Below are 24290 nucleotides of genomic sequence, written 5' to 3' on the forward strand. Positions count from 1 at the left end.
GCGGCGAGGGTGAGCGGATGTTCTCCCTGGCGTCCGCACTGCACGCTCGGACGGATACGGCGCCATTGCCGGGCGTGCGCAGCGGCGGCACGCGATACGTGTGGGTAAGCAGAAATGCGGGTGCCGTTCGCCGCTGCGCGCCTGCGTCGCAAGACGCGCGTGCGCGATGGTCGCAGTGCTTGCGGCTAGCGCGCGACCGGCGGCTGCGCAGCGCGGCTGCCGACCCGAATGGCGTCGGCGCTGGCGCTGACGCGCAGCGTCGGCTGGTCGGCGAGGAACGCGCGCAGCGAGGCGATGTCGTCGCCGCGCAGGTTGCCGGTCAGGCGCATCGCACCGGCGGCGGCATCGTCGATCAGCAGGCGCGTGCGGTTGAGGCGGTTGAAGTCCTCGGCCACGTTCGCCAGCGGCGCGTCGCGGAACACGATGCGGCGCCGCCACCAGGCATGCATCGCGGCGACGTCTTCGCTGCCCAGCTCGACCCGCCCGCTGGCGGCGTCGATGCGCGCGCTCTGCCCGGCGCCCAGATCGGCCAGCATCGGTTGTCCCTGGCGGTCGGCATGCCATACGTGCACGCGGCCTTCGGCCACCTCGATCCGCGCCTGTCTCTGGTACAGGGCGATGTCGAAGGTGGTGCCGATGTCCTCGACCCGCAGCGCGCCGGCCCGTACCTGCAGCGGACGCCGGTCCGGCGCGGCCATGAAACTGGCCTGGCCACGCAGCAGCTGCAGGCGCCGGCTCCATGGGGTCATGGTCGCGCGCAGCGCGCTTTGCGCGTTGAGATGCACCGTGCTGCGATCGGCCAGCTGCACGCTGCGCTGCTCGCCGTGCGCGGTGCTGTAGGTCTGGGTGCGCGGCCAGGCCCAGCCGGCCAGCACCGCCACGCCGCACAGCGCCGCGGCCAGGCCCAGGCCCCAGCCGCGCAGGCGCGCGCTGCGCCGGTGCACCGCAGGGGATGCCGGCGCGGCTTGCGGCCCCGGCCGCAGCGCCAGCGGCAGCGCGATCACGTTGCGCGGCGCAGGAGCGGCGCCCGCGCGGCGGTCGGCGTCGAGCAGCGCGTCCACGTCCAGGTCCATGCCGCGCAACGCAGCGCCCAGTTCGCCGGCCACGCGCAGCACCGCCAGGTATTCGCGCAGGTGCTGCGGCGAGGCGGTCAGCCAGTCCGTCAATTGCGCCTGCTGGGTCGCGTCCAGCGCCTGCATGCGTTGCAGGGCATGCCAGTGCGCGGCCTCGGCGGTGGCGCTGCGGGTCGGGAAGGCGGCCGCGCTCACCAGCGTTCCCCGCTGTCGGCCAGCGCCCGCCGGCACGCCGACAGCCCGCGCACCACGTGCTTCTTGACCATGTGCGCGGACACGCCCATGCGTTCGGCGATCTGCCTGTAGCTCAGCCCGTCGCGGTACTGCATCACCAGCACCGCGCGGGTGCGGTCCGGCAAGCCGGTCAGCAGGGCCTGCAGGCGCTGCTGCCGCTGCTGTCGCTGTGCCGTGTCTTCCACGTCGTCCCCGGCGGCCAGCAATTGCGAGAACTGCTCCATCTCGTCGATGCGCAGCGGCGCCCGCTTGCGCCGCGCGGCCTGCTCGCGCGCCAGGTTCAGCGCCACCGTGTACAGGTAGGCCTCGGGATTGGCGATCGCCTCGCCCTGGTGCTGGTGCGCGCGCAGCAGGCGCAGGTAAGTCTCCTGCACCATGTCCTCGGCGTCCTCGCTGGCGCCGCGGCGCACGAAGAAACCGCGCAGCACCGGACCGTGCTGGGCGAACATCTGCGTCCACGCGCGTTTGGCGTTGCCGGTCATCGTCAGCGTTCGGCGCCTGGCGGGTCAGACTCGCTGGCGCAGGTGACAAAACGATGACGTGACGGCGCGGACCGACCCCGCCGCGTCATGCGCCCGCGTGCCGGCGATCATGTGTCGTTTGCGCGGGGCGGCGGACTGCTGCACTGGTCGACCAGATCCCTCGGCCTCGCCGCGAGTTCGGGATTTTGCCGTTGGTGCGCTTGCAGCAGGCGCGCGATGTCCGGAATATGCGAGAGCGGCCGCGGGTTGGGCGCTCGCGGCGCCCGGTTCGATGCATTGACCATGCGGCGCTGGCGGCCGTTGCCCGAACTGCTCGCGCCTGCGGGAGACGGCGGGCGGGATGCGAGCCCCGCCTGCAATGGGCTGGGCCGGTTCCCCGCGCGATCGCGATCGGCCGGCCGCGAGGAAGCCGCTTGGGCCGGGCGATCGTCCGACGCGGTGGGAATGGCGGCGCTTTGCCGATCGAGGAGAGCGTGGCTGCGATGGTGGGCCCGCATCAGGATGCCGGACAGGAACGGAAGATCCAAGCGTTGCCGGAGCGGGAATGCGCCGATCGCGCAAAGGCGAGTTCCCGGGCGGACAGGCGAACCCCTGCCTCGGCGCGCCCGGCAGGCGTGGATCTCGGCAAGCACCCCACTGCCTCGTCCCGAGATCGCCGCCGGTTTCGCGCTGCTTTCCGAAGCTTCGTGTTTCATGGCGCGGGCGATGTCAAGCTGCTTGACGATCGACTTTCCGTTGTGATGTCCACGAAGGAGAAAACAAATGGGAAACATCGTATGTTGTAGTCGTATCGGTAGGTCCAGTGCGCGTCACGAGGAAGATGACGTTTTACGAGCGCCGGCGTCGTCGCCGGCGCAACACGCGCATGATCCCTACCAGGCGACTTCACTGCAAAACTCGCCGATTGCCGACCTGCCGCTGCAAAACTCGCCGATTGCCGACCTGCCGCTGCAAGGCTCGCCGATTGCCGGTCTGTCACACCGCTATCGGTCTGGTTTGGTGGACATGCGGGCAAACCAGAGAGGCGAGGCCATGCTCATGGGCGGTCGGCGGGTGGTGCGCGGCGACGTGCCGATAGAGCGGGTATTACAGGATTTTTTGATGGAAGCTCTGTATCTGCAGGAGCAGCTCGACGATGTGCCGGCAAACCAGATAGGCCAGGCGGTCGGGAGCGATATGCAGCAGGTGTGCGACTCGGGGAACGAATTGAGGAACCAGATCGTTGAAGATATGGAGAGCAGGGATGCGCTCAACCGGGCGACGCTGCAACCCCTGCTGCAGAATTTGGATCATACGCTCGGGAGCGTACGGGCAAGCTTGAATGGCGCGGATGGGCAACCGAGCGCCGACGATTATCGCCAGGAAATCGACAGTATCCGCCGGGATTTCAATGCGATCAATTCAGCAGCGATCGACCCGTCGCAGAACCTCGCATACAGCGGGGAGCTGGTTGGCAATCCCTTGCAGCCGCGCTGAGTCGTTCTGCCGCCACCGATCTGTCGCTGGCGGCCGCGGGATGTCGATCCAGCAGGATGCGTCCGGTGGTCCCGTGAGCGGCGTTAAGCAAGGCGCATGCGGAAAGGGGAGCAATGCGCATGCCCGACGTTGCAGCGGCGCGCTCCCCCGAGCGTGCCGGCAGCAGCGCATCCGCTCTTGCTGCAAGCACGATGGGATCGCCCCGCGCGTCGTCTGGGGTTGCGCTGGCTGCGCAACCCCAGGCCGCGCCCTTTGGCGTCTGGCTCCCTTCGTGCCCCGACCGCGTGGCGACGTGACCGGACCACGGCCGATGCGCCGGTCGCCGAGTGCGCCGGCAGCGCGGCGCGCGCAGGCGGCACCGCGTGGCGGCGGCCAGAGCATTTTCGACTCTGAATATTTGCGGCCAGCGAAGCGTTGTGGGAGCGACTTCAGTCGCGAATGGCTCTACTTGTAAAGCTTGTCGCGACTGAAGTCGCTCCCACAAGTGGCATCACTTGGATCGAAAGTGCTCTAGGTGGGCCTGGTCTCGTCGGCTTCGCTTGCCGGCCGGCGAGGGTCTTCCTCGGCTCTGACCGCCGCCTCGGCCTGCCAGGTGCCACCGATGACCTTGTATTGCATGCCCGCCGCCACGCCGGCCAGCGTGTTGCTGAGCAGCGACGTGGCCGGCAAGGACAGTTCCGCCATTTCGGCGATCAGGGCCAGCGCGGTGCCGAGCGATATGTTGGAGTCGATCGCGGCGCTGCGCGCGATCGATTGATCCAGCACGCGCATGAGGTCTTCGCGCCTGCCCTTGAGCGCCGGATCCCAGTGCTGGTGCGTGCCGGCCTGGTTGGCCTCCTCCTGGGTGACGTTGATCCAGTCGGCGCTCTCCAGCAGGGTATTGATCGTGGCCTTGATTGCGCAGGAGCGCAGCAGCGTCTGGATGGAATCGATCCTGGACAGCGTCGGCGACAGCCCGGCGAAGGCCAGCCTTGCCTGGTCCAGGTCCGCCGGGACGAAGACGGCGGCGCTGTTGTTGGCGATGATGTTGGCCATCGAGTAGAACTGGCCGGCCGCGGTGATATGCGCGCCGCTGACGCCGCCGTTGGTCTGTTGCGCGGTGCCGACCATGCGGAACATGGCCTGGATCGCGTCGCGCGCGACCGCATAGGCGGCGATCTTGAGGTCCGAGGCGAGCAGGCGCGCGGCCATTTCCGGATAGCCCAAGGAGGGGCCGGCCGCGCCCATGGCGATGTTGCTGGCGACGCTGGCCAGAGCCAAGGTCGAGACCGCATCGGAATAGCGGCGCTGGTCCTGCCGCTTCGCATCGCGCTGCGGCGCCGACAGCGCATTCCATTGCGCGGGGCTGAGGTTGTGGAAGCCGCGTGCGGCGGCGTCGGGATTGCGCTGCTCGCGCTTCTGCCGCAATCGATGCAGCGCCATGGTCGCCGATCCGGCCGCCACCTGCAGGGGGATTATGGCTTCCGGAGGCAGCCGGCGCAGGGCGGCGAACAGCGCCTCGCCGCCCATCTCGCGCAGGAAGGTCGTGGTGCCGACCGACGTGGACTGGTGGATGAAGTGCCCGAGCGCCGCGCCCAGGAAGGTGCGGTCGACCGCGAACACGCGCAATCCCGATGCCACGCTCGATTGCGCGATGCAATGGAAAACCGCATCGCGGACCGTCGTTGCGCATCTGCCCGCGTCGGCGCCGGCATCGCGCCAGTGCGCCAGGAGCCGCTGCACGTAGCCGCTCTGCGCTGCGGAATCCGGTTCGGAAGAGACGTCGATGGATGCGAAAGGCGTGGGGATGGAGCCGATGTCCGATTCGCCGTCGCTGGCGACGGTGCTGTCCAGGGCGGTCGTGTACGAGGCAGGCGATGCGGAGCCTGGCGTGCCGGGGAGCGTGGCGGCGTCGCTCGCGTGCGATCGCACCGCCGTGCTCACGTCGGAGGATGGGCGACGACGGCGGGGCCGGTGCGCTTGCGGCAGGCCGTCCGGCGCCGGCGGAAAGGGCGCTGTCGCAGGCGCGCAAGGCGCGGCGGCACGGTCGCTGCCTTCGCCTCCCGCGTCCGCGGACGGCGGCGGCAGGGCGAACGGAGTGGAGGACGATGGGCTCGCGATCCGGTTTGAAGGGTGCATGGGCTTTTCCTTTTTCTGGTGGAGAAGGAGCGCAGGCGGTTCGCACTCGATGGCGCATGGGCGGGCGTCCGGCTTACGCGCATGCTTGCTGGCGTCCGCCGCGCCAGTCGAGCAAGGCCTGGCGCTGCACGAGCAGGGCGCGCAGCTGCCCGGCACCGCTTTTCAGCGTGCGCAGTCGTTCCAGGGTGGCGCCATCGGTGCGGCCTGGCTCGCCGAGCACCCGTTCGATCGCGTCCAGCGCCGCATCCAGGTCGCTGCGTTCGATCATGCCTGCACCCTGCTCCAGCGATCGCGCCAGCGCGCCGATGGCGTCCTGCAGGCCGGGGTCCTGCGCGCCATCGGCGGGCTGGCGCACGGCCTTGATCTGCAGTCGCAAGCGGTTCTGCATGGCCAGGGCCTTCGACCATAGGCTCGCCTGCTTGTCGTCGCGGCGCCTGTCCAGGTTGGCGGCCAGATCCTGTCTGGTATCGCCAAGGGCGCTTTTGAGCGAGTTCCAGACCGTGTCGTTGGAGAAGGATTGACCGTATTGCTGTACGACGCTGCCGGCCGAGGACGGCGCTTCGCCGCTGGCAGGCGTGCCGTAGCCGCCTCTGACCACCGATGCCAGGAGCGTGCCTCCCCCGGTGGCGACCCAGCCGGTGAAGATGTTGCCGCCGATATGGCGCAGCAACAGGTCGCGCGCGACCTGCATCGCCATGCGCGGCGAGGTCAACGGCTGCGCCGCCAGCGCGCCGGCTTCCCGGGCGATGTCGAGCAGGGTGTCGGGCAGCCGCCGTGCGTCGCTCCAGCGCAGCGCGTCCGTCGACTCGTCGAGGCGCGCCAGCCGGAAGAGGTTGACCGTTTGCCTCCCGCCCACCAGGTTGTCGATCTGGGTCTGGCCGGTCCTGGACAGCGCCTTGCCGGTCTCGAGGATCGCCCTGGTGAGCGCGCCGGCGCCGCCGGCGCTGAGCATCGAGGTGCCGAGCAGTTTTGTCGGCGACAGCAACGTGCTCACGCTGCTGAGGCGGCGCCGTATGCCGTTGAATGTGCCGGTCAGCAGTGGGCGCAGGAAGGTCGCTTCCGCCTTGCCTTCCATCAGCTTCTGCCGTTGCAGCAACTGCCGTTGCCGATCGTGCGCCACACCCTGCAACGCATCCAGGGTGGGGTGGTCGCCGTTGGCCCCGACGTGCGAGACCTGGTGGTCGCGCAGCGGCCGCCAGAAGTGCTTGCGCCCTTGCGGCGTGATCTCCATCTGTACCGGTCCCGGCGCGGGGCTGAGCACGGTCGGCGGCACCGGCTTGAACGCCGGCATGTTGGCCAGGCGCGCGCGGCGGTCGATCGCGCTCAGTAGGATTTGTTCGATGAAGCCGGAGCCCAATCCGGACACCGCTCCGCCGGCGACGGTGGGACCGAGTTTGGAGGTGAGTTCGCCGACCTGTTTGTCGAATTGCGCGGCTGCCGCGCTTCCGGGGGGAACCCGCAGCGCCGAGGTCAGGAAGCCCTTGAGTGTCTCGTAGGCCACCGGCAGCGACGCGTCGGTGCCAGTGGCGTGCATGTCGACATTGAATCGGTAGCCGCCATTCGGGCCGAACGCCGCGTGCCGCTGCAGCTGCCGCTCGGCGGCCCAGTCGATGTATTCCTGCTCCAGGTGCGCCTGGGTCTCGGTTGCATCGGGCGCATCCGGTGTCGCCTCATAGCGGCTCAAGTGGTCGCGTATCTGGTCCGCGCACTCTTGATGCGACGCCGGCGTTTGCTCGGCGCGCCCGTGGCCCGCGCGCGACGGCGAGGGAGACGTCTGCAGGCGCGAGGGGGAGTCGACGGCGGAGTGAAAGGACGATGTCGCCGCTTCGCTGCGCGTGGCCCAAGCGCGGTCGGAGCGATCGGAGTGGATCGCGGCGCTTTCCAGGTCGATCTGCAGGCGTATTTCCGCCATGGCGTCCGATACGGACGGGAGCGATGGGTCGCCTGGAACGTGCCGGGGATTCGGCTGCTCGCGGCGGCTGCGCGGCCGTTGCGGAGGGGGCGATGCGAGTTGCTTGAGCGGATCGGCGTCGGTGCCGTCCGCTGGCTGCCGGGTGCCGGGTGCGCGCGCCGTGGCCGTTTCGTCGTCGCCGCGCGCCAAGCGCGCGAGCAAGGGGGTGCTGGAGGTGCCTGGCGTCGTCGTTTTCATCGCGCCGTCTCCGTTGCCGGTGCGGCTGGGGGCGCCTCCAGCAGCGCGGAGAGAATCGCGCGGCCCAGGAACTGGGCTTGGTCCAGGTGCGCGGCGACCTGCTCGGCACCGTCGGGATAGAACAACGGGCGCAACGACAACAGGCCTTCGGGGGCGAGGCCCAGGCGCCAGCCGTACCCGGTGAGCGCATGGTCCTGGATCGCCAGCAGGCGTTCGACGTCCTCGCCGCCCAGTTCGACGCCGGCCAGCGGCAGTAACAGTTCGGGGTAGACACGCCATGCCGCGTCATGCGGTTCGGCGTGCAGGCGGCACAGCAGCCCGCAGGGGGCCAGGAACGGTTCGCCGCCGGCGGCCGCCTGCATCAGTGCAGCGTCGGCACCGAGCTGCAGGCCGATCTGCGAGAAGAAGGCGTAGAGCGAGGCGGGCAAGGGGCAAGCGTCGGTCCGGATGGGCATGGGATGTTCACAGGGGATGACAGAGGGGGCATTGCGAGGCGGCGCGTCATGAAGCGGCCGCAATGTGCATTTGAAGGCGTCGCCCCGGGACCGGACCCGGGGCAAGCGAAGCGAATGCCATGTAAGCGAAGCGCACCGAGGCGGCGGGGGGGGAAGGGTGTGAACCATGCCGCTTGCGGCACGGGCGCGCTCTTGCACGTTCGCGCCGGCGTTGCCGCGCTGCGTGCGGCGACACAGTGGCGGCCCGGCGCCGTGGACGGGCGCGGGCGCCTTCGTCCTGGGGGATGGGCGGGTTCGATGCGGTGCCGCATGCATGCGGCGGCGCGGTTGCCGCAGTGGCGCCGGCGCTGCGCGGGCCTGGCCGCAGCTACCGGGCCGGGCCGCGCGGAACTACGCCCCTACCCGCGATGGGAGCGCGGGGGCATTCCGCGAAGGCGCATAGGCGCCGGCACACGCGGCCGGCATGGAGGACTCGGTCGCGCCGTCGCCGCCGCTCAGTTCCAGCCGGTAGCCGTGCGCGTAGATGGTATGGATGCGCACGCTGCCGCTGCTGCACAGCCGCAACTTCTTGCGCAGCTTGTAGATGTGCTGCTCCAGGGTGCGGTCGGTGAAGTCGCTGTTGTTGCCCCAGATCGTCTTGGCCAACTGGCAGCGCCGCAGGCACACGCCGGGGTTGGAGAACAACAGCCAGGCGATGCAGCACTCGCGCGCGGTCAGCTTGATCGGCTCGTCGTGCAGGTAGGTCATGCTGGTGGCGCGGTCCAGGCGATAGGGACCGAGCACGATCTGCTGGTCGTCCTTGGCGGCCGGGTCCCGCCTGCGGGTGGCCAGGGTGGCGCGGACGTGCAACTCGTTGTTGTCGAACGGGATGCTGAGCACATCCAGGGCGCCGGCGCGGTACCAATCGAAAATGGCCGTGCAGTCCAGGAAGCGGCCGATCACGATCAGCGGGATCGGCCGGCCGCGGTGGCAGTTCTGCCAGGCAAGCACCGCGCTGTCCAGCGGCGAGGCGCAGTTCGCGTCGAACAGGATCAACTCGCAGGCGTAATGGCGCAGCGCGCGCAGCACGTCGAGCTCGTCGGTGAACACGCACAGTTGCGGACACAGGGGGTGCAGGCTTTCAGTGACTTGAGCGACGAGGGCAGGGTCGCGGCTGAGCAGGGCGTAGCGCGTCATCACGTGGCCCAAGGCGCGGCGGCGATGGCGCAGGCGGAACAGGCGAGGGGTACGATCATGTCTTGGCGCATACGAATACCGGGGTCGCTATCGGGGGAGGAAACAAGCAAGGAGCCAGGCATTTCCTGCGTCGGCATCATCACGAGAACTTCAAGAAATTAGCAATACTCCGTTCTCAAATCGCGGTGACTGCCGGATGCGTCTTCATCTTGCGGTCATTCTCCGTCCACTTGCACAGGGTGCTAGCCAGGATGGATTCAGCCCTGCGATGTGGCTGTGTGGTATCGGGGGCACGCGTGGGCATGGGGGCGCACGGGCATGCCCGGTCGCGGCGCGGCGCGGCAGCGCATTCTCCAGCACGGTTTGCGCCACTGGATCAGGCGCGAATCCATAGATAGTCCCCGCTGCACAGGGCCGCGTACATTTCGTCCGTGCATGCGAGAATGGTGTCGCGCCAGTAGCGGCCGTGCTGCACGTAGTGCAGCACCAGCTGGGCAAGCCAATGGCCGTGGACATCGGCATCCAGCGCCACGCGTGCGATCAGGATGGCTTCGCCGTTGAGCGGCTCCAGCCCCAGCTGTGCCTGGTCCTGCGCATAGACGGAGAGATTGGCCTCCAGCATCAGCCGGAAGACCTGCAAGGTGCGGCCGGGCGGCAGCATGCCGAAACCGACCAGCATGTACATCGCCGGATCCGGTTGGGCCAGCTTGGCCTGGTCCGGATAGCGCAGCGTGATCTGGAACCCGCCGCTCTCGAACGAAAAATGGTCGCCGGTCGGTTGGGCTGGGACCATGCCCAGCGCATCGCACAGATCGTCGATCAGCGCGGAGAAAGCCGGATGGGCCATCGTGGCGCGCCAAGGAAGTCGGGGGCCGGGGAGCGACGGCGGGGCAGGCGATGGATGCCCCGCCGCCGTCGCCAGCGTGTGTCGCGGTTATCTGGCAGCCATCAGCCGGCGAGCTGCTTGGCGTTGGTGCCGCCTTGCTTGATGACCTGATCCACGGCCATGTTCAGGTTGATCTCGTTTTCCGCGGTGGTGATCGTGTTCTGCAACGCGATCTGCTTCCCGGCGTCGGCGACGATCGCAGCTCCAGCGGCACCGTACTGCGCGCTGGAGCTCATGCTGGAAAGGCCCGAGCTGGCGGTGGTTCCCAGGGTGTTGATGAAAGAGGGGCTGTGGCTGCTAAGCGAGTTAATGTTGGGCATGTCATTTCTCCTGGACTGGATGGTTGTTGAAAGCCACGCTTGTGCGTGGGGACCAGCGGCGGCGCCGCATGGAGCGTTGCAGGCCCAAAGCGGCCTGGGATGGAGTGACGGACGTCGCCTGGAAGCCACCGCCGCGCGCCGGCGCGGCATGCGCCTCCGCAGCCCGTCCGGATGGTTACGGTGGGCTATCGCGGACATGGGCGACCACCACCGCGGCCGCCTGCAACCCCTCGTGCAGGACCAGCGCCTGATTGCGCTCGTGTACGTCCGCGGACGTTGCCCAGCACTGGCGCGCCCGCTCGGCGGCTTCGCCGAGCGCGGCGATGGCCTGCTCCAGGCGTTGCCCGGACGGATCCTCGCGATGCGTCTGCAGCAGGGTGTTCAGGTCGTTGGCGATGCTGGAATCGAATGTCTCGAACATGGCGTTTTCGGTCGTCATTGGGAAAAGCTGCTGAAATGCTTGGAGCCGTCGGGGGTCTCGACGTAGTGCAGTGCGTCCACCGACAGGGCCGTGTCGTAGGTGTCGGGCAACGCATCGCGCGGGTCCAGCGTGCGCAGCCTGGCGTCGATCCGCACCACCTGCGATCCCATGTCGCGGCGCAGTTGTTCGAGCCTGCGCGCCACCGCATCGCGGTGTTCGCTGGCGCCGACGACGTCGTACACGCCATGGCCGCGGTAGCGGATCTGCAGGTTCGGCTCGTGCAGCGATTCGCTCATCGATTCGATCAGCGTCTCGGCAACGCCGAAGCGCATCCGCCACGGTCCCGGATGCCCTTGCAGCCAATGCTCCACGCGTTGCGCATCGGCCTCGCTGCGCACCATTCCGTCGATCTCCACGTGGTCGCCGGCATCGCGCAGGCGCAGTTCCGTCTGTCCGAGCCGGGCGAACGCCTGCCGCGCCTGTGCAATCCTGGCCGGCGCCGCGCGCCCGGCGTGCGTATCCGGCGCGTCGTAGCCCCATGCGGTCAATGTCAGGGCGAACGCGCTCACCAGCGCGGTCCAGACCAGATGCCGTTTGCGCGGCGTGGACCGTGCGGCGGAGGCCGCCGCGCTGCCGCGCGCGGGCTGCGGTCGCAGCGCTGCGCGCAAGAGTTGCAACTCGTCCGGCCATGCCTGGCCCTGGGTTCCCACGCACAGCACGATGGCGTCGAAGCACACCGGCGCGAAGCGCTGCAGCGGCCGTGCGGCGTCGGCCGGATCCGTGCTGGCGTAGCGTACGTTTGCATCTGCATCGATCTCCAGGATCAGCGGGGGGGCGCTCCAGTCCGTCAGTTGCAGATCGGCATCCTCGCCGCGGCCAAGCTGGTAACTGCCTGGCGGCAAAGGTACGCGGGTACCCGCATGGCGCCCGGTCAGGACGCGAAGCTCGGCATTCATGTGCGAACTCCTCCCATGCCGGCGCACAAGGTGTCGAGCATGGCGATGGCGCGTTGCCGGTGACGCGGAAGACGCGGCCGTTCCGCGTGCAACAACAGCAGCGGCAGCAGCAGGTGCAAGGTCTGTACGGCCGGTTGCGGCATGTCCGGCGTTGGCCTGACCGCGTCCACCAACTGCGCTCGCAACTGTTGCAGCGCGGGCGCCGGCGTGGCAGTGGCCTGGCTGGCGCGCAACAGGTGTTCGCGCAGCAGGATCCAGCCGGCGACGCTGAATGACGCCGGCAGTGCGCGATCGAGCACGCCGTCGCGCAGTTGCGACAGCGCCCGGGCCAGCGCCGGCTGGGCCTGCTCGGCAGGTTGGTTGCGGTAGCGTTGCAGGATCTCTTCCAGCAGGGCCGAGGCGGCGCCGGAAGGCGTTGCCGCCGCTGCCGGCGCATGCGCCGCGTGGGCGGGCTCGGGCGCCGCCGGCGCTGCATCGCCTGGCTGGCCGCCGCCCAGATGGTCGTGCCGCGCCTCCGATTGCCCATGCTGCGGCTGCTGCTGGGCGCCGGCGTGCGCCTGCCGCGATGCGGCATCGATCGCCTGGTCCGGATCGGGCGTCGCCTGCGGCGGCGCGGGCCATTCGTCGTCGTCGAACTGCCCGTCCCTGCCGGTCGATCGCTTGCGCCTGCGCCGCCAGCTCGGCGGGAACTGCGCCGCGGCTGCGGCGCCCGGCCAGGCGGTCTCCTCCTCTGCCGCCGATGCGTTCCCGTGCGCTGACGCGCAGCAGGTCGGTACGCAATCCACGTCGAGCGGGGAGGTGGAAAACCCGGCGCGGCCGATATTGGGCTTGATCATGGAAATGCGGCTCCGAACATGGTCTTGGCGAACTGCAGCACGGCGCCGGCTCCCCAGGGGGCGGCGACGATCAACGTGACGATGACCACGATCAGCTTCAACGCGAACGAGATCGAGGCGTCCTGCAGGGACAGCACGGCCTGGAAGAAGGCGATCACCAGGCCGGAGGCCGCGGCGACCACGACCACGGGCAGCGAGACCATCAGGCATAGCAGCAGCGCATCGGATGTGAAACGGACCAGATCGTCGGCACCCATCGCTTCACCTGTAGGTCAGGATCAGGCCGTGCAGCAGCGTGGACCAGCCATTGAGCGCCACGAACAACAGCAGCTTGAAGGGGATCGCCACGTTGTTCGGCGTGACCTGCGACAGGCCCAGCGCCATCAGTGCGTTGGCGATGACCAGGTCGATCACGACGAAGGCCAGGTACAGCAGGAAACCGATCCTGAAGGCATCGGTGAGTTCGGTCAGGGTGAAGGCCGGGGCGAGGACGATCAGGTCGTCGGGCTTGAGCGCGTCGGCCTGGTCCTTGGGCCAGATCTGTCGCGCCGAATGCATGAAGAAGGCTTTTTCGCGCTCGCGCGCGTGCGCCAGCAGGAAGCGCCTGAACGGCTGCCGCGCCGCGTCCATCAGCACCACGATCTGATTGGCGCCGGGCGCGGCGCCGCCGCCGCTGCGGGCGATGCGCATCGCTTCCATGCCCACCGGCGCCATCACGAAGCAGGACATGATCAGGGCGATGCCGTTGAGCACCATGTTCGGCGGCACCTGCTGCACGCCGATGGCATTGCGCAGCAATCCCAGCACCACCACGATCTTGGTGTAGGACGTCACCACCATGGCGGCGAACGGCAGCAGCGCCAGCAACAGGACCAGCAGCAGCAGCGTGCCGAAGTCAGGCGTCTGCATGCAGGCGCCCGTTCACGCTGACCAGCTGCACGCCGAGATGGTCGCCGACGGCGATCAAGCGGCCGCTGCCGATGCTCTGCCCATAGACCATCAGCTGCACGCAGGCGTCTTCCACGCAGGTGTTCAGTTCCAGCACATGGCCGGGCTGCAGCGTGCCCAGTTCGCCCAGCGGCAGTAGCAATGGGTCCAGTTCCAGTTGGACCGGCACGTCCACCTGGTCGATGCTGCGCGGCGCGGACGCGGTGGCGACCTGTTCGGATGCGGTGACCGTGTTCATGTCGGCGATGTCCTCCAAATGAAAGGTGTGGCGATCTATGTGGCCATGCAACCGCCACTGCCGGCCGCTGGCCGCGCCGCAGCACAGCCACGCGCGATAACCGCCGTGCCGGCGTTGCAGCGGCGCGATCAGCACGTCGCCGGGGCGCAGCGAGGCCAGCCGTGCGCTGGGGTAGCGCCGCGCGCCCAGACAGGGGTAGGCCAACAGCCGAAGCGAGGGCGCGGGGCCGGCCGCTGCGGCGACGGCCGTGCACGCCGCCTCCAGCGCCTGCACGGCGTCGGTGCAGGCGTCCACCGGCACGCAGGGCAAGGGCAGCTCGGCATCGCCGAACACCAGCAGCGGCCCGCAGGGGTGCGGCAAGGCGTGCGGCCATGCACGGAACTCGGTGACCTGCGGCCGGCCCAGGCCGAGCCGCTGCAGCGCCGCCAGCGGCGCGTCCAGCAACAGCGCCGCCAGTGCGGATTGCGCTGCGCAGCCATCGACCAACAGCGCGCGCAAGCCCGGGTCGGCGCTCACATCCATGCACAGCGACAGCCGGCCGCCATTGCCAAGCTCCACGCCGACGCACGCATGAATCCCTGTTGCGGAAAGCCGATGCCGCAGCGACAGCTCCGCGGCCGCGGCCAGCGGCTGCGTGCACAGCAGGCGCGCCAGCCGCGCCGCGCATTGCGCGATGTGCGGGACGCGGGGACGCAGCGGTGAAAGGCGGGCGGGTGTGCTGGACATGGGCGTCGAAGGGGAAGGGGTCAAACGACTTCTATATCCACCGCGCAAGGCTGGTGCAGGACGGCGTCCAGTGCTGTGTGCAGGCAGTGTCGACCGCTGCACACTAGCTGCTGTGCGAGCGGGCTGCCGCAGCGGAAGCGAAGTAAGAGCGAGCCAGGCGAAAGCCGCATCCACAGGCGGGTGGCCGGCAGCACGTCCTCGCGCAGATCCAGTTGCGCCTCCCATGGGCCGCCCTCGCGTACCGGCGCGGCATTGCAGAAGTCGCTCACGTGTACGGCGACCCGCTGCATCGCCAGGCGCGCATGCCGGTCGTGCAGCAGCGCATGGGCGATGCGCCGCTGCAGATGCGCCGTGGTCGCCGGCGGCGGCCGGGCCAGGACAGGCGCGGCCTCCTGTGGCGCGGCCGCCGCGTCGTGCGCTTGCGCGTCGGCCGCTTCGGCATGGTCGCGTCCGCCTGCAGTCCACGGCTCCGGCGCAGGCAGGCATTCGCCGGCGTGCTGGTCCTCGCATTGCTGGCCGTCCAGGCGTGCGCCGCGATGGCTGGCGCCGTACAGCAGCCACTGCGCGCGTGCGTGGGCGTCGACGGGGCGCGGCCTGGCCGGCGCCACCGGCGGGGCGTCGCAGATGATGGCGGGGCGGAGCGGACGGTGCACCGCTACAGGCCGATGCGCCCGACCGGCGCCAGTTCGATGTGGCCATTCAACTCCTGGTAGGAGTGGACCGGCAGCCAGCCGATCCGTGCCTCGATCATGCGCCGCACGTAGCGGCGGATGTCCATCGAGGTGACCAGCACCAGCGGCGCGTTCGGCGTTTCCCCCGCCAGCGCGACGATGCGGTCGGTCAGCTGCCTGGCGTCTTCCGGCGCCATGGTCAGGAAGTTGCCGGCCGGGGTCGGCTTGATCGCCTGGCGGATCGCCTGCTCCAGCGCCTGCTCCAGCAGCACGGCCGGCACGTGCGCGGCGCCGCCAGCGGCGCGGTGCGCCAGGAACGCACCGAGGTCGCCGCGGACGTACTCGGTCAGCAGCACCGGGTCCTTCTCCTTCGGCCCCCACACCACCAGGCTTTCCAGGATCAGCTTGATGTTGCGTATCGGGACGCGTTCCTCGAGCAGACGCCGCAGCACATCGGCGCTGCGCTGCAGCGGCACCGCCTTGTGCACCTCCGCGACCAGCCCCGGGAAGTCGGCACTGATCTGATCCAGCACCCATTGGGTTTCCTGCAGGCCCAGGAACTGGTGCGCGCGTTCGCGCAGCGGGCGCGTCGCCTGCCGTGCCAACTCCACTTCCGGTTGTTCGGTCGTCGGCGCCAGGCATTCGCATTGCAGCGGCACGTCGTGCACCAGGATCTCGAACTGCTGCGTGTGCAAGTCCGGCGCGCGCCACAGGCTCACGCCCGGGAACGGCAGCCCCAACTCCTCGACAAGTTTGGTGCGCTCGTGCTCAATGGCGCGACTGAGCGTCTGTGCTTGCAGGCGGTCGGCCAGCTCGGGTGCGAGCCGTACCGACAACGCCGCGGCGAAGTCCGGCGCATGGTCGCCGATGGTCGGCGCCTGCCCCTTGCCGCCGCGCCGCGCGGCACCGGCCACGGGCGCGCGCACCGGACCGCCGGCGGCATGCCGTTGCCGCCGCAGCCAATAGCCGGCGGCGGCGATCGCCGCCGCCAGCAGCAGGAACAGCGGCGCTGGGAAGCCCGGCACCAGGGCGAAGCACGCCAGCATGGCGGCGGCACAGAACAGCGCCGGCGTGCTGCGGGTGAGCTGTTTGCCGATGTCGCCGCCGAGCGAGCTGTCGCCGCCCTCGCCGTCGTCGCCGGCGCGGGTGATCATGATGCCGGCCGAGACCGAGATCAGCAGCGAGGCGATCTGCGACACCATCGCATCGCCGATCGACAGGATCGCGAAGCGATTGGCCGCCTCGGCGGCGCTCATGCCGTGGTAGGTGATGCCAATGACGATGCCGGCCACGATGTTGACCAGGGTGATGACCAGGCCGGCGATGGCGTCGCCCTTGACGAACTTCATGGCGCCGTCCATGCCGCCGTGCAACTTGCTTTCCAGCGCCAGCCGTGCGCGCTTGACGCGGGCGTTGTCTGCGCTGAGGTTGCCGTTGCGCAGGTCCGCGTCGATGCTCATCTGCTTGCCGGGCATCGCGTCGAGGGTAAAGCGCGCGCCGACCTCGGCCACGCGCTCGGAGCCCTTGGCGATGACGATGAATTGCACCGTGGTGATGATCAGGAAGATCACCAGGCCGACCACCAGGTTGCCGCCGACCACCAGCTTGCCGAAGCTGTCGATGATGTGCCCGGCATTGGCATGCAGCAGGATCGACTTGGTCGAGGCGATGTTCAGCGACAACCGCAGCAGCGTGGTGAACAGCAGCAGCGAAGGGAACGCGGACAGGGCCAGCGAGTCCGGCGCGTACATGGTGGCCATCAACAGCGTGACGCTCAGGCCGATGTTGACCGCGAGCAGCGCGTCGATCAGCGCGGTCGGCAGCGGCAGGATCATCAGCGCCACCACGGCGACCACCAGCAGCGCGATCGCCGCCTCGCCGCCGTAGCGCAGTCCATGGCTCAATTGCATGCGGAAGGTCCCGGGTCGTGAGAAGGGGGGGAGGCCGCGTCGGGCGCCGCCTGCAGGCCGTCGACCCAGTGCAGCACGGCCGCCACGACCGAGAACAGTTCCTCGGGGATGGCCGCGTCCAGCTCGACCTTGTAGAGCGCGCGGGCCAGCGGCGGATTGGCGATAATCGGCAGACCTTGCGCCAGCGCCGCTTCGCGCAGCGCCAGCGCGCCGGCGTCCTCGCCTTTGGCGACGACCTGCGGCACGCCGAATTCCTGCACGTAGGCGATCGCCGCCGCGTAGTGGGTCGGATTGACCACCAGCGCCTTGGCCTTAGACAGGCGTTCGCGCGGATCGGCGAACAGCAGCTCGTGCGCGAACTGCTTGCGTTGCCCCTTCATCTCGGGATTGCCTTCCACGTCCTTGTGTTCGCGTTTGACCTCGTCCTTGCTCATGCGGTGGTCGCGGACGAACAGCCAGTACTGCAGTCCCAGGTCGACGCCGCCGACGACCAGCAGCACCACGCAGGTGACGCCGAACAGGCGGATCAGCACGTTCCAGCCGATCTGGGCGATGTCCAGCAGCGGCAGGTAGGCCGTGCCCAGCAGCAGCGGCATGAGCGACTCCACGCCTTTCCACAGCACCGCGCCGATCGCCACGGCCTTGACCAGCATCTTGACCAGGTCGGTCAGCGTGCGCGCCGAAAAGATGCGCTTGGTGCCGTTCACCGGATTCAACGTATCCAGCTTGGGTTCGAGCTTCTTGAACGAGAGGTTGAAGCGCGTCTGCAGCAGGCCGACGCACAGCGGCCCGGCGACGATCGCCAGTATCAGCGGGAGCGCCAGCCATGCGCCCTCGATCCCCATGAGCAGCATGCCCCGGCGCGTGGCGGCGTAGTCGCCGGTGTTGCCCATGTCCAGCGCCAGATGCAGCAAGGCGCGCAGATGCGCGCCGAGCCACCCGCCGGACACCTGCATGGCCAGCACCGCGCAGATCATGCTTGCGGCCATGCCGATGTCCCGGCTGAACGGCACCTCGCCGTCGCGGCGCGCGTCCTGCAGCTTTTTCTCGGTCGGTTGTTCGGTCTTTTCGTCGGACATCGCCGTGAAGCACCGTGCTGGGGCGAAGCATTGTGTGGCGAGCCGCCGGACGAGGCGGCGCCTGCCACGAATGTCCTGCCGCGCACGCGAAGCGCGAGGTTGCCGGCACAGGCCGCGCCGCTTCGCGGGCGCGTCGTGGATTTCGCCCGGCCCGTCACGCGCCGCGACGCAGCCGCGCTAGCCTGCACGCCTGAAAAGTCCTCGCAGGGAATAACGACGATGCATGCCTTTCAAGCCAAAGACGAGTTGACCAATGGACTGATCGAGATCATTACGGTCGGCATGCAGAAGAACTGCCTTGCCGAGGCCGAGACGCTGCTGGCGGCACTGCGCGTGCTGCGCCCGAATCTCACCGCGTTGGACAACTTCGATGCGTGGCTGGCGATCAAGCGCGGCCGGTTCACCGATGCGGCGCGGATGCTGCGCAGCCTGGATGGAACGCCGGGCGCGCCGGCGATGAGCAAGGCCCTGCGTGCCTGCTGCCTGTTCGCCATCGGCGATTCCGAATGGACCGTCAGCGCCAACGAGGTGATCTCGGAGAACGCCGATCCGGATGCGGTGGCGTTGGTCAAGATGCTCAGCGGGCAGTCGGCAGAGCCGCGCCAAGCCGCTGCGGACGGTACCGGCGCCGGCGCTGCCGATGCCGGCGGGCACAGCGGCGCGACCGCCGACCTCGCGACGTTCGGCTATCTGCGCGGCTGAGGAGAATCCGGATGACTCCCATCGCGCCAATCGCCCCCGTGGCGCCAGTCGCGCAGGCGGGCGCCGCCGCGGCGCCGCCGGCCGCGCCATCGGCCGCGTCGGTGCAGCAGTTCCAGGCATTGCTGCAGCAGGGCCATCGGGTTGCCCCGGAACTGCAACTGTCGGCACATCCCACCGCGATCGGTCGGCTGGTGAGTGCGGAGGACCAGGCGTTGCACAGCGTCTTCGCCCAGGCCGACGACTTCGCCGCGCGCGCGCCGACGATGGACCTGAACGAGCTGGTCACCGCGCAGATGCAGATGATGGACCGCATGACCGTGGCGATGGCGCAGCTGAACATCGGCACCGCCGTCGCGCAAGGCGGCAAGTCTGCCGTGCAGACCTTGTTCAAGAACCAATGAGGCGCGCGGCGATGTGCCATTCCGGCGTTTGCCGCCGGCTGTGCCTGCTGCTGGCGCTGGTGCTGGGCTTGAGCGGATGCAGCGCCACGCTGTACAGCGGCTTGAGCGAGGCCGATGCCAACGAAATGCTGGTGGTGCTGCTGCGCAAGGGCGTGCACGTCGAGAAGGAGAGCCCCGACGACGGCAAGACCTGGTCGCTGGCGGCGCCGCAAGACCAGCTGGCCGATGCGCTGGATGTGCTGCGCGCGCACGGCTTGCCGCGGGAAAAGCACGCCAATCTCGGCGAGATGTTCAAGAAGGATGGCTTGATCTCCACGCCCACCGAGGAGCGGGTGCGTTTCATCTACGGCATCTCGCAGCAACTGGCGCAGACGCTGTCGCAGATCGATGGCGTCGTCGCGGCCGACGTGCAGATCGTGTTGCCCAACAACGATCCCCTGTCGAACATGGTCAAGCCTTCCAGTGCCGCGGTGTTCGTCAAGTATCGGCCCGGCACCGAGGTGGCGCCGCTGGTGCCGAGCATCAAGAACCTGGTGGTGCACAGCGTCGAGGGGCTCAGCTACGACAACGTCAGCGTCACCATGGTGGCGGCGCAGTTGTTGGAAACCGGGCCGGCGGTCATGGCAGTGGAACGCACGGTGTGGTTGCCGCTGGTCCTGGCGTTGCTGTCGCTGGCCGCGGCAGGCGCCATCGCGTTGTGGGTCGCGCGCCGCGATGGCGGCTGGCGTGCGCTGCTGCGGCGGCTGCGGCCGCCCGGGTTGCCGGACGCGGTGCAATGAGCGCAACGACGACGCCCGAGCAGTGCCTGTTGGACTATCGGAAGCGGGTACTCGCGCTGGCGCGGCAGGCCGACCCGCCGCCGCCGTTGTGCCGCGGTGCGGCGCTGCGGCGGGCCTGGGCCGGTGCAGCGCCGATGCGCCGGCACGACGCGGTCGTCGCCGCGCTGGGGCTGGACGCGCTGCCGGCGGCGTGCTTCGGCGATGCCGATAGCGAGCTGGCGCTGCTGGACCCGGAGCCGCTGCGGCGCATGTTGCTGGCGCGCGCGCTGTATTCGCGGCTGGATGCCTTGCGCCACTGCGTCGAACGCGCACCGCGGCAGTGGTTTGCCGAGCGCCTCGGCCAGCCCGTGTGGCAGTGGCTGCGCGGTTGTGTAGCCGCCCCTTCGCGGATGCCGCTGCTGGCGCGCGACGCGGACGCCTCTGCCTGGCATCTGGACGGTTGGTGCCGGCTGGTGGCCGACGGCGTGTGGCCCTGGCCGGGCCTGGCGCGGCTGGCCGCCGCCAGCGCCGGCGTGGACCCGGGCGATGCGGCGCTGACGGCCGACGCGCGCAGCCGCGACTTCGTATCGCAATGGCGCGCCGTCGCGCAGCCGGACACGGCAGGGGAGAGCGCGGCATGATCTGGTTACGGAAGGGAAGCGACATCGCCATCGACGACGACATCGTGCGGCGCGAGGAATTGGCCACGGTGCTGGAGCTGGATCGGGCCGAGGCGCAGCAGCATGCGCGGCTGCTGCAAGACGCCGAACGCGCGCACAACCACGCGCAGGCGCTGGTGCACGCCGCGCAGTGCGAGACCCAGCGGCTGCGCAGCGCGGCCCGCGCGCGCTTCCGGCGCGTTGCGCGCATCGGCTTCGCTGCCGGCAAGCGCGGCGCCTTGCGCGACTGGAACATGCGCGCGGTACGTGCTGCGCATGACGAATGCGCGCAATGGCTGCGCAGCCGCGAGCGCCTGCTGCACGTGATCGTCGACGCCTGCGCAAAAATCCTGGACGAGGACCGCGGCGCGCTCTATCGACGGGCGGCGCGCGCGCTGGAGCAGGCCTGCGCCGAGGCGAAGTTCCTGCAGGTGCAGGTGGCGGCCGGGGAAGGCGCGGCGGCGCAACAGGCCTTCGAACGGCTGGTCGCGCAGGCCGGCGGGCTGCGCGTGGAGGTGACCGAATGCCCGGCCCTGGCCCCCGGCGAATGCCGTTGCGAGTGGGACAGCGGGATCTTCGAGACCGGGCTGCAACTGCAGCTGGAATGCTTGCGCAATGTGTTCGGCAAAGTGCTGGGCGGCCACGCCGCGGCGGCAGGCGCCGTTGCCGAGGGGGGCGAAACGCAGGACGCGCCATGCTGAGCGTGGACCGAGGGGTGTTGCAGCGCGAACTGTCGGCGCTGGCCCCGGGGGTGCGCTACGGCAAGGTGGTCGAGCTGGTGGGCACCTTGTTGCGCGTGGAAGGGCTGGCCGCCACCATCGGCGAGGTCTGCGACGTGCGCCACCCCGACGGGCGCTTGCTGCAGCGGGCCGAGGTGGTCGGGTTCGCGCGCGATCAGGCATTGCTGGCGCCGTTCGGGGCGATGCTCGGCCTGTCTGCGGGCACCCGCGTGGTGGGGCAGGGGCGACCGTTGTCGGTGCCGGTGGGAGACACCCTGTTGGGGCGGGTGCTGGACGGTCTCGGCGAGCCGGCCGACGGCCGCGGCCCGCTGCGCTGCCAGGCGCAGGTGCCGATCCACGCCGAGGCGCCGGATCCGATGCGGCGCCGCCTCATCGATGCGCCGCTGCCCACCGGCATCCGCCTGGTGGACGCGCTGGCGACCGTGGGCGAAGGCCAGCGCCTGGGCATCTTCGCCCCGGCCGGCGTCGGCAAGAGCACCTTGCTGGGCATGTTCGCCCGCGGCACCCGCTGCGACGTCAACGTGATCGTGCTGATCGGCGAGCGCGGCCGCGAAGTGCGCGAGTTCATCGAGTTCATCCTGGGCGAACAGGGCATGGCGCGCAGCGTGATCGTGTGCGCCACCTCCGACCGTTCGGCGGTGGAGCGCGCCAAGGCCGCCTATGTCGGCACCGCGATCGCCGAGCATTTCCGCGACCGTGGTCTGCGCGTGCTGCTGCTGATGGATTCGCTGACCCGTTTCGCGCGAGCGCAACGCGAAATCGGCCTGGCCAGCGGGGAGCCGCCGACGCGGCGCGGCTTCCCGCCATCGGTGTTCGCCGAGTTGCCGCGGCTGGTGGAGCGCGCCGGGATGGGCGAGCGCGGCTCGATCACCGCGCTGTACACGGTCCTGGCCGAGGACGAATCCGGCTCGGATCCGGTGGCCGAGGAAGTGCGCGGCCTGCTCGATGGCCACCTGTTGCTGTCGCGCGAGCTGGCTGCGCGCAACCAGTATCCGGCGGTGGACGTGTTGAACAGCCTGAGCCGGGTGATGGCCCAGATCGTCGATCGCGCGCATGTGCAGCTGGCCGGGCGGCTGCGTCGGTTATTGGCCAAGTATCAGGAAATCGAGCCGTTGTTGCAGGTCGGCGAATACAAGCCCGGCAGCGACGCGCTGGCGGACGAGGCGGTGCTGCGCATCGATGCCATCCGCGCCTTCCTTGCGCAGGACGCCGGCGATGTCGCCGACCTCCAGCAGTCGGTGTGGCAACTGCAACAGGCGCTGCATGAGTGAACGATGCGCGCCATGGAGCTTTTTGGCGGCGCTGCAGCGCCGCCGCGGCGAAACGGCGCAAGCGCAATTGCGCCAGGCGCTGGGCGAACTGCAATCGGCGCAGGACGCGGTGCAGGCATGCCGGGGGCGGCACGCGCAGTTGCAGCAGCGGTGCGACGAGCAGATGCGGCGCCAGGCCTGGTTGAGCGCGGCGCCGCGCCTGTGCATCGCGTCGTGGCTGGACGGCGAGCGCCATCGCGAGGATCTGGGCAGGCAGCTGGGCGCTGCGCAGCAGGTGCTGGAACGCGCGCAGCTGGCCTGTGCCGCGCAGCAGGAACAGGTCGCGGCGGCGCGGGCGCGTTGGGCCCGTCACATGCGCCAGGCGCAACAGTACCGGATGCGCGCCGATCTCCTTGAGCGGCAGCGCGCCGAACGGCGCGAGCTGGCCGAGGACGAGGAGGCCGGGGAAACCGCGGCGGCGCGCATGCGCCTGCACGCCGGTGTACGCGCGAGGCGCGGATGAACGCGCTCGATGCCGGCCAGGCGCTGGCCTGGCTGCATGCGCAAGGCGTTGCCCTGCTGGTTTTGCTCACCCTGGCCAGCGTGCGTTGCTTCGTGCTGTTCATGATGCTGCCCGCGACCGGCGAAGACGCCATTCCGGGCGTCGCGCGCAACGGCATGGTCTATCTGCTGGGCGGCTTCGTCGCCTATGGCCAGCCGTCCGGCCTGCTGGCGCGGATCGATCCGCTGACCCTGTTCGCGCTGGTCGGGAAGGAGGCGTTCGTCGGGCTGATGATCGGCTACGCCGCATCGAGCATCTTCTGGGTCGCGCAGAACGTGGGCACGGTGATCGACGACCTGGCCGGCTTCAACAACGTGCAGATGAGCAACCCGTTGCACGGCGAGCAAAGCACGCCGGTATCCAACACCATGCTGCGGACCACGATCACGCTGTTCTATGTACTGGGCGGGATGGTGACGTTGCTCGGTGCGGTGTTCGAATCCTATCGCTGGTGGCCGCTGGCGACGCTGCAGCCGGATGCCGGCCAATGGGCGGCCCAGTTCGTACTGCAGAACACCGACAGCATGATGGTCGCGACGGTCAAGCTGTCGGCGCCGGTGATGCTGGTCCTGGTGCTCGTGGACTTCGGCTTCGGCCTGGTCGCGCGTAGCGCCGAGAAGTTGGAACCGTCCAACCTCAGCCAGCCGGTGCGTGGCGCGCTGGCGTTGCTGATGCTGGCGTTGCTGGTCCAGGTCTTCCTCTCGCAACTGCTCGACGAACTCTCGTTCGTCCATTTCCAGTCCAAGATCGGCCAGTTCGTGGTCGCGCCGGCCGGCACGTAGCGGCGCAGACGCGATCCTGCTCCCGGTCGGCCGAGCGGGAGCAGGCTTTCGATCGCCGCGTGACGCCGGCGCCGATGCGCTGCGGAGCGCGTCGATGGGCCAATCCAGCGCCATTTCGATGTTTGCCGCCGAATGGACCGACGCCGGCTCGCCGGTCTCGATCATGGAAAACACCATGATTGAATAATATATTTTTGTACTAATTTCCGTTTTCGGAGGGATGAGATTTTTTGATCATCGCTGTGAGTTTAAGTGAGAAATTCCCGCGGCGCGTCTATCTAT

The 24290-nt window shown here is 69.3% G+C and carries 27 protein-coding genes; 9 read left to right on the plus strand and 18 right to left on the minus strand.

Translation table 11 applies throughout. From position 1 onward, the window contains the following. Positions 1-185: 185 nt before the first annotated feature. From G4Q83_RS01245 to G4Q83_RS01255, 3 genes are all read right to left on the minus strand, one after another. Positions 186-1268: a FecR family protein gene (locus G4Q83_RS01245; RefSeq protein ID WP_386272537.1), complete on the minus strand. Its 1083-nt coding sequence runs from the start codon at positions 1266-1268 to the stop codon at positions 186-188. After that, positions 1265-1789, minus strand: coding sequence for an RNA polymerase sigma factor (locus G4Q83_RS01250; protein ID WP_128419305.1), 525 nt, complete (start codon positions 1787-1789; stop codon positions 1265-1267). Before G4Q83_RS01250 ends, G4Q83_RS01245 begins: the two co-directional genes overlap by 4 nt. A gap of 107 nt (positions 1790-1896) precedes the next feature. Continuing rightward, complete coding sequence (locus tag G4Q83_RS01255) at positions 1897-2562, minus strand: hypothetical protein (protein ID WP_128419306.1); 666 nt, start codon at positions 2560-2562, stop codon at positions 1897-1899. Between G4Q83_RS01255 and G4Q83_RS01260 the strand changes: the two genes are divergently transcribed. Then, positions 2552-3265 (plus strand): hypothetical protein, encoded by a 714-nt coding sequence (locus G4Q83_RS01260; RefSeq protein WP_128419307.1) that lies wholly within the window; start codon positions 2552-2554, stop codon positions 3263-3265. The two genes, G4Q83_RS01255 and G4Q83_RS01260, sit on opposite strands and share 11 nt — an antisense overlap. Positions 3266-3775: 510 nt before the next feature. On the opposite strand, the gene G4Q83_RS22830 is transcribed toward G4Q83_RS01260, so the two are convergent. The 15 genes from G4Q83_RS22830 to G4Q83_RS01335 form a co-directional block, all read right to left on the minus strand. Further along, a complete protein-coding gene (locus tag G4Q83_RS22830) occupies positions 3776-5539 on the minus strand; it encodes a hypothetical protein (RefSeq protein WP_246432230.1) in 1764 nt (587 codons plus the stop codon). Continuing rightward, the gene (xopF2, locus tag G4Q83_RS01270) at positions 5457-7067 is read right to left on the minus strand and encodes a type III secretion system effector XopF2 (RefSeq protein ID WP_246432231.1); all 1611 of its coding nucleotides are present in this window, start codon (positions 7065-7067) and stop codon (positions 5457-5459) included. The genes G4Q83_RS22830 and xopF2 overlap by 83 nt, the downstream gene beginning before the upstream one ends. A 461-nt stretch (positions 7068-7528) precedes the next feature. Continuing rightward, on the minus strand, positions 7529-7960 hold the full coding sequence (locus G4Q83_RS01275) for a hypothetical protein (RefSeq protein WP_246432232.1): 432 nt from the start codon (positions 7958-7960) through the stop codon (positions 7529-7531). Positions 7961-8377: 417 nt separating this feature from the next. Beyond that, positions 8378-9163, minus strand: a complete 786-nt coding sequence (locus tag G4Q83_RS01280; RefSeq protein ID WP_128419309.1) for a winged helix-turn-helix transcriptional regulator — start codon at positions 9161-9163, stop codon at positions 8378-8380. Between the two features lie 376 nt (positions 9164-9539). Next, positions 9540-10010 (minus strand): type III secretion system chaperone family protein, encoded by a 471-nt coding sequence (locus G4Q83_RS01285; protein WP_246432233.1) that lies wholly within the window; start codon positions 10008-10010, stop codon positions 9540-9542. Positions 10011-10111: 101 nt separating this feature from the next. Beyond that, positions 10112-10369, minus strand: coding sequence for a hypothetical protein (locus tag G4Q83_RS01290; protein ID WP_128419310.1), 258 nt, complete (start codon positions 10367-10369; stop codon positions 10112-10114). Between the two features lie 175 nt (positions 10370-10544). Continuing rightward, entirely contained in the window at positions 10545-10790 is a 246-nt protein-coding gene (hrpD6, locus tag G4Q83_RS01295; protein ID WP_128419311.1) for an HrpD6 family protein, read from the minus strand. Between the two features lie 14 nt (positions 10791-10804). Further along, complete coding sequence (gene hrpD5, locus G4Q83_RS01300; protein ID WP_128419312.1) at positions 10805-11746, minus strand: HrpD5 family protein; 942 nt, start codon at positions 11744-11746, stop codon at positions 10805-10807. Continuing rightward, on the minus strand, positions 11743-12582 hold the full coding sequence (locus G4Q83_RS01305; RefSeq protein WP_128419313.1) for a type III secretion system export control protein: 840 nt from the start codon (positions 12580-12582) through the stop codon (positions 11743-11745). Before G4Q83_RS01305 ends, hrpD5 begins: the two co-directional genes overlap by 4 nt. Next, a complete protein-coding gene (sctS, locus tag G4Q83_RS01310) occupies positions 12579-12839 on the minus strand; it encodes a type III secretion system export apparatus subunit SctS (RefSeq protein WP_128419314.1) in 261 nt (86 codons plus the stop codon). Before sctS ends, G4Q83_RS01305 begins: the two co-directional genes overlap by 4 nt. Before the next feature lie 4 nt (positions 12840-12843). Next, a complete protein-coding gene (gene sctR, locus G4Q83_RS01315; protein WP_128419315.1) occupies positions 12844-13491 on the minus strand; it encodes a type III secretion system export apparatus subunit SctR in 648 nt (215 codons plus the stop codon). After that, positions 13478-14494, minus strand: coding sequence for a type III secretion system cytoplasmic ring protein SctQ (sctQ, locus tag G4Q83_RS01320; protein ID WP_128419316.1), 1017 nt, complete (start codon positions 14492-14494; stop codon positions 13478-13480). The genes sctR and sctQ overlap by 14 nt, the downstream gene beginning before the upstream one ends. A 20-nt stretch (positions 14495-14514) precedes the next feature. Then, the gene (gene sctP, locus G4Q83_RS01325) at positions 14515-15147 is read right to left on the minus strand and encodes a type III secretion system protein SctP (protein WP_128419317.1); all 633 of its coding nucleotides are present in this window, start codon (positions 15145-15147) and stop codon (positions 14515-14517) included. Positions 15148-15149: 2 nt separating this feature from the next. Next, positions 15150-17075, minus strand: a complete 1926-nt coding sequence (locus tag G4Q83_RS01330) for an FHIPEP family type III secretion protein (protein ID WP_185817315.1) — start codon at positions 17073-17075, stop codon at positions 15150-15152. Beyond that, complete coding sequence (locus G4Q83_RS01335; protein ID WP_128419319.1) at positions 17066-18154, minus strand: EscU/YscU/HrcU family type III secretion system export apparatus switch protein; 1089 nt, start codon at positions 18152-18154, stop codon at positions 17066-17068. The genes G4Q83_RS01330 and G4Q83_RS01335 overlap by 10 nt, the downstream gene beginning before the upstream one ends. A 99-nt stretch (positions 18155-18253) precedes the next feature. Here G4Q83_RS01335 and G4Q83_RS01340 point away from each other — a divergent pair, with 99 nt between their 5' ends. From G4Q83_RS01340 to sctT, 8 genes are read left to right on the plus strand one after another with little or no spacing between them, the layout of a single operon-like run. Then, complete coding sequence (locus G4Q83_RS01340; protein ID WP_246432234.1) at positions 18254-18856, plus strand: HrpB1 family type III secretion system apparatus protein; 603 nt, start codon at positions 18254-18256, stop codon at positions 18854-18856. A gap of 11 nt (positions 18857-18867) precedes the next feature. Further along, positions 18868-19257 (plus strand): type III secretion protein HrpB2, encoded by a 390-nt coding sequence (locus G4Q83_RS01345; RefSeq protein ID WP_128419320.1) that lies wholly within the window; start codon positions 18868-18870, stop codon positions 19255-19257. 11 nt (positions 19258-19268) lie between these two features. Then, on the plus strand, positions 19269-20036 hold the full coding sequence (gene sctJ / locus G4Q83_RS01350) for a type III secretion system inner membrane ring lipoprotein SctJ (protein ID WP_246432235.1): 768 nt from the start codon (positions 19269-19271) through the stop codon (positions 20034-20036). Further along, a complete protein-coding gene (locus G4Q83_RS01355) occupies positions 20033-20656 on the plus strand; it encodes a type III secretion protein HrpB4 (protein ID WP_128419322.1) in 624 nt (207 codons plus the stop codon). The genes sctJ and G4Q83_RS01355 overlap by 4 nt, the downstream gene beginning before the upstream one ends. Continuing rightward, positions 20653-21375, plus strand: coding sequence for an HrpE/YscL family type III secretion apparatus protein (locus tag G4Q83_RS01360; protein WP_185817316.1), 723 nt, complete (start codon positions 20653-20655; stop codon positions 21373-21375). Before G4Q83_RS01355 ends, G4Q83_RS01360 begins: the two co-directional genes overlap by 4 nt. After that, on the plus strand, positions 21369-22685 hold the full coding sequence (sctN, locus tag G4Q83_RS01365; protein ID WP_128419324.1) for a type III secretion system ATPase SctN: 1317 nt from the start codon (positions 21369-21371) through the stop codon (positions 22683-22685). Before G4Q83_RS01360 ends, sctN begins: the two co-directional genes overlap by 7 nt. Next, a complete protein-coding gene (locus G4Q83_RS01370; protein ID WP_128419325.1) occupies positions 22678-23187 on the plus strand; it encodes a type III secretory pathway component in 510 nt (169 codons plus the stop codon). Before sctN ends, G4Q83_RS01370 begins: the two co-directional genes overlap by 8 nt. After that, on the plus strand, positions 23184-24008 hold the full coding sequence (gene sctT / locus G4Q83_RS01375; RefSeq protein ID WP_128419326.1) for a type III secretion system export apparatus subunit SctT: 825 nt from the start codon (positions 23184-23186) through the stop codon (positions 24006-24008). The genes G4Q83_RS01370 and sctT overlap by 4 nt, the downstream gene beginning before the upstream one ends. Positions 24009-24290 lie beyond the last annotated feature (282 nt).

Source organism: Xanthomonas theicola (assembly GCF_014236795.1).
GTDB classification, from domain to species: domain Bacteria; phylum Pseudomonadota; class Gammaproteobacteria; order Xanthomonadales; family Xanthomonadaceae; genus Xanthomonas_A; species Xanthomonas_A theicola.

What these genes read in the sequence shown, in the direction of transcription:
- G4Q83_RS01250 (WP_128419305.1), bottom strand. Translation starts at nt 1,789, where the DNA reads ATGACCGGCAACGCCAAACGCGCGTGGACGCAGATGTTCGCCCAGCAC.
- G4Q83_RS01260 (WP_128419307.1), top strand. Translation starts at nt 2,552, where the DNA reads ATGGGAAACATCGTATGTTGTAGTCGTATCGGTAGGTCCAGTGCGCGT.
- G4Q83_RS01255 (WP_128419306.1), bottom strand. Translation starts at nt 2,562, where the DNA reads ATGTTTCCCATTTGTTTTCTCCTTCGTGGACATCACAACGGAAAGTCG.
- G4Q83_RS01280 (WP_128419309.1), bottom strand. Translation starts at nt 9,163, where the DNA reads ATGACGCGCTACGCCCTGCTCAGCCGCGACCCTGCCCTCGTCGCTCAA.
- G4Q83_RS01285 (WP_246432233.1), bottom strand. Translation starts at nt 10,010, where the DNA reads ATGGCCCATCCGGCTTTCTCCGCGCTGATCGACGATCTGTGCGATGCG.
- G4Q83_RS01290 (WP_128419310.1), bottom strand. Translation starts at nt 10,369, where the DNA reads ATGCCCAACATTAACTCGCTTAGCAGCCACAGCCCCTCTTTCATCAAC.
- hrpD6 (WP_128419311.1), bottom strand. Translation starts at nt 10,790, where the DNA reads ATGTTCGAGACATTCGATTCCAGCATCGCCAACGACCTGAACACCCTG.
- hrpD5 (WP_128419312.1), bottom strand. Translation starts at nt 11,746, where the DNA reads ATGAATGCCGAGCTTCGCGTCCTGACCGGGCGCCATGCGGGTACCCGC.
- G4Q83_RS01305 (WP_128419313.1), bottom strand. Translation starts at nt 12,582, where the DNA reads ATGATCAAGCCCAATATCGGCCGCGCCGGGTTTTCCACCTCCCCGCTC.
- sctS (WP_128419314.1), bottom strand. Translation starts at nt 12,839, where the DNA reads ATGGGTGCCGACGATCTGGTCCGTTTCACATCCGATGCGCTGCTGCTA.
- sctR (WP_128419315.1), bottom strand. Translation starts at nt 13,491, where the DNA reads ATGCAGACGCCTGACTTCGGCACGCTGCTGCTGCTGGTCCTGTTGCTG.
- sctQ (WP_128419316.1), bottom strand. Translation starts at nt 14,494, where the DNA reads ATGTCCAGCACACCCGCCCGCCTTTCACCGCTGCGTCCCCGCGTCCCG.
- G4Q83_RS01330 (WP_185817315.1), bottom strand. Translation starts at nt 17,075, where the DNA reads ATGCAATTGAGCCATGGACTGCGCTACGGCGGCGAGGCGGCGATCGCG.
- G4Q83_RS01335 (WP_128419319.1), bottom strand. Translation starts at nt 18,154, where the DNA reads ATGTCCGACGAAAAGACCGAACAACCGACCGAGAAAAAGCTGCAGGAC.
- G4Q83_RS01345 (WP_128419320.1), top strand. Translation starts at nt 18,868, where the DNA reads ATGACTCCCATCGCGCCAATCGCCCCCGTGGCGCCAGTCGCGCAGGCG.
- sctJ (WP_246432235.1), top strand. Translation starts at nt 19,269, where the DNA reads ATGTGCCATTCCGGCGTTTGCCGCCGGCTGTGCCTGCTGCTGGCGCTG.
- G4Q83_RS01355 (WP_128419322.1), top strand. Translation starts at nt 20,033, where the DNA reads ATGAGCGCAACGACGACGCCCGAGCAGTGCCTGTTGGACTATCGGAAG.
- G4Q83_RS01360 (WP_185817316.1), top strand. Translation starts at nt 20,653, where the DNA reads ATGATCTGGTTACGGAAGGGAAGCGACATCGCCATCGACGACGACATC.
- sctN (WP_128419324.1), top strand. Translation starts at nt 21,369, where the DNA reads ATGCTGAGCGTGGACCGAGGGGTGTTGCAGCGCGAACTGTCGGCGCTG.
- G4Q83_RS01370 (WP_128419325.1), top strand. Translation starts at nt 22,678, where the DNA reads ATGAGTGAACGATGCGCGCCATGGAGCTTTTTGGCGGCGCTGCAGCGC.
- sctT (WP_128419326.1), top strand. Translation starts at nt 23,184, where the DNA reads ATGAACGCGCTCGATGCCGGCCAGGCGCTGGCCTGGCTGCATGCGCAA.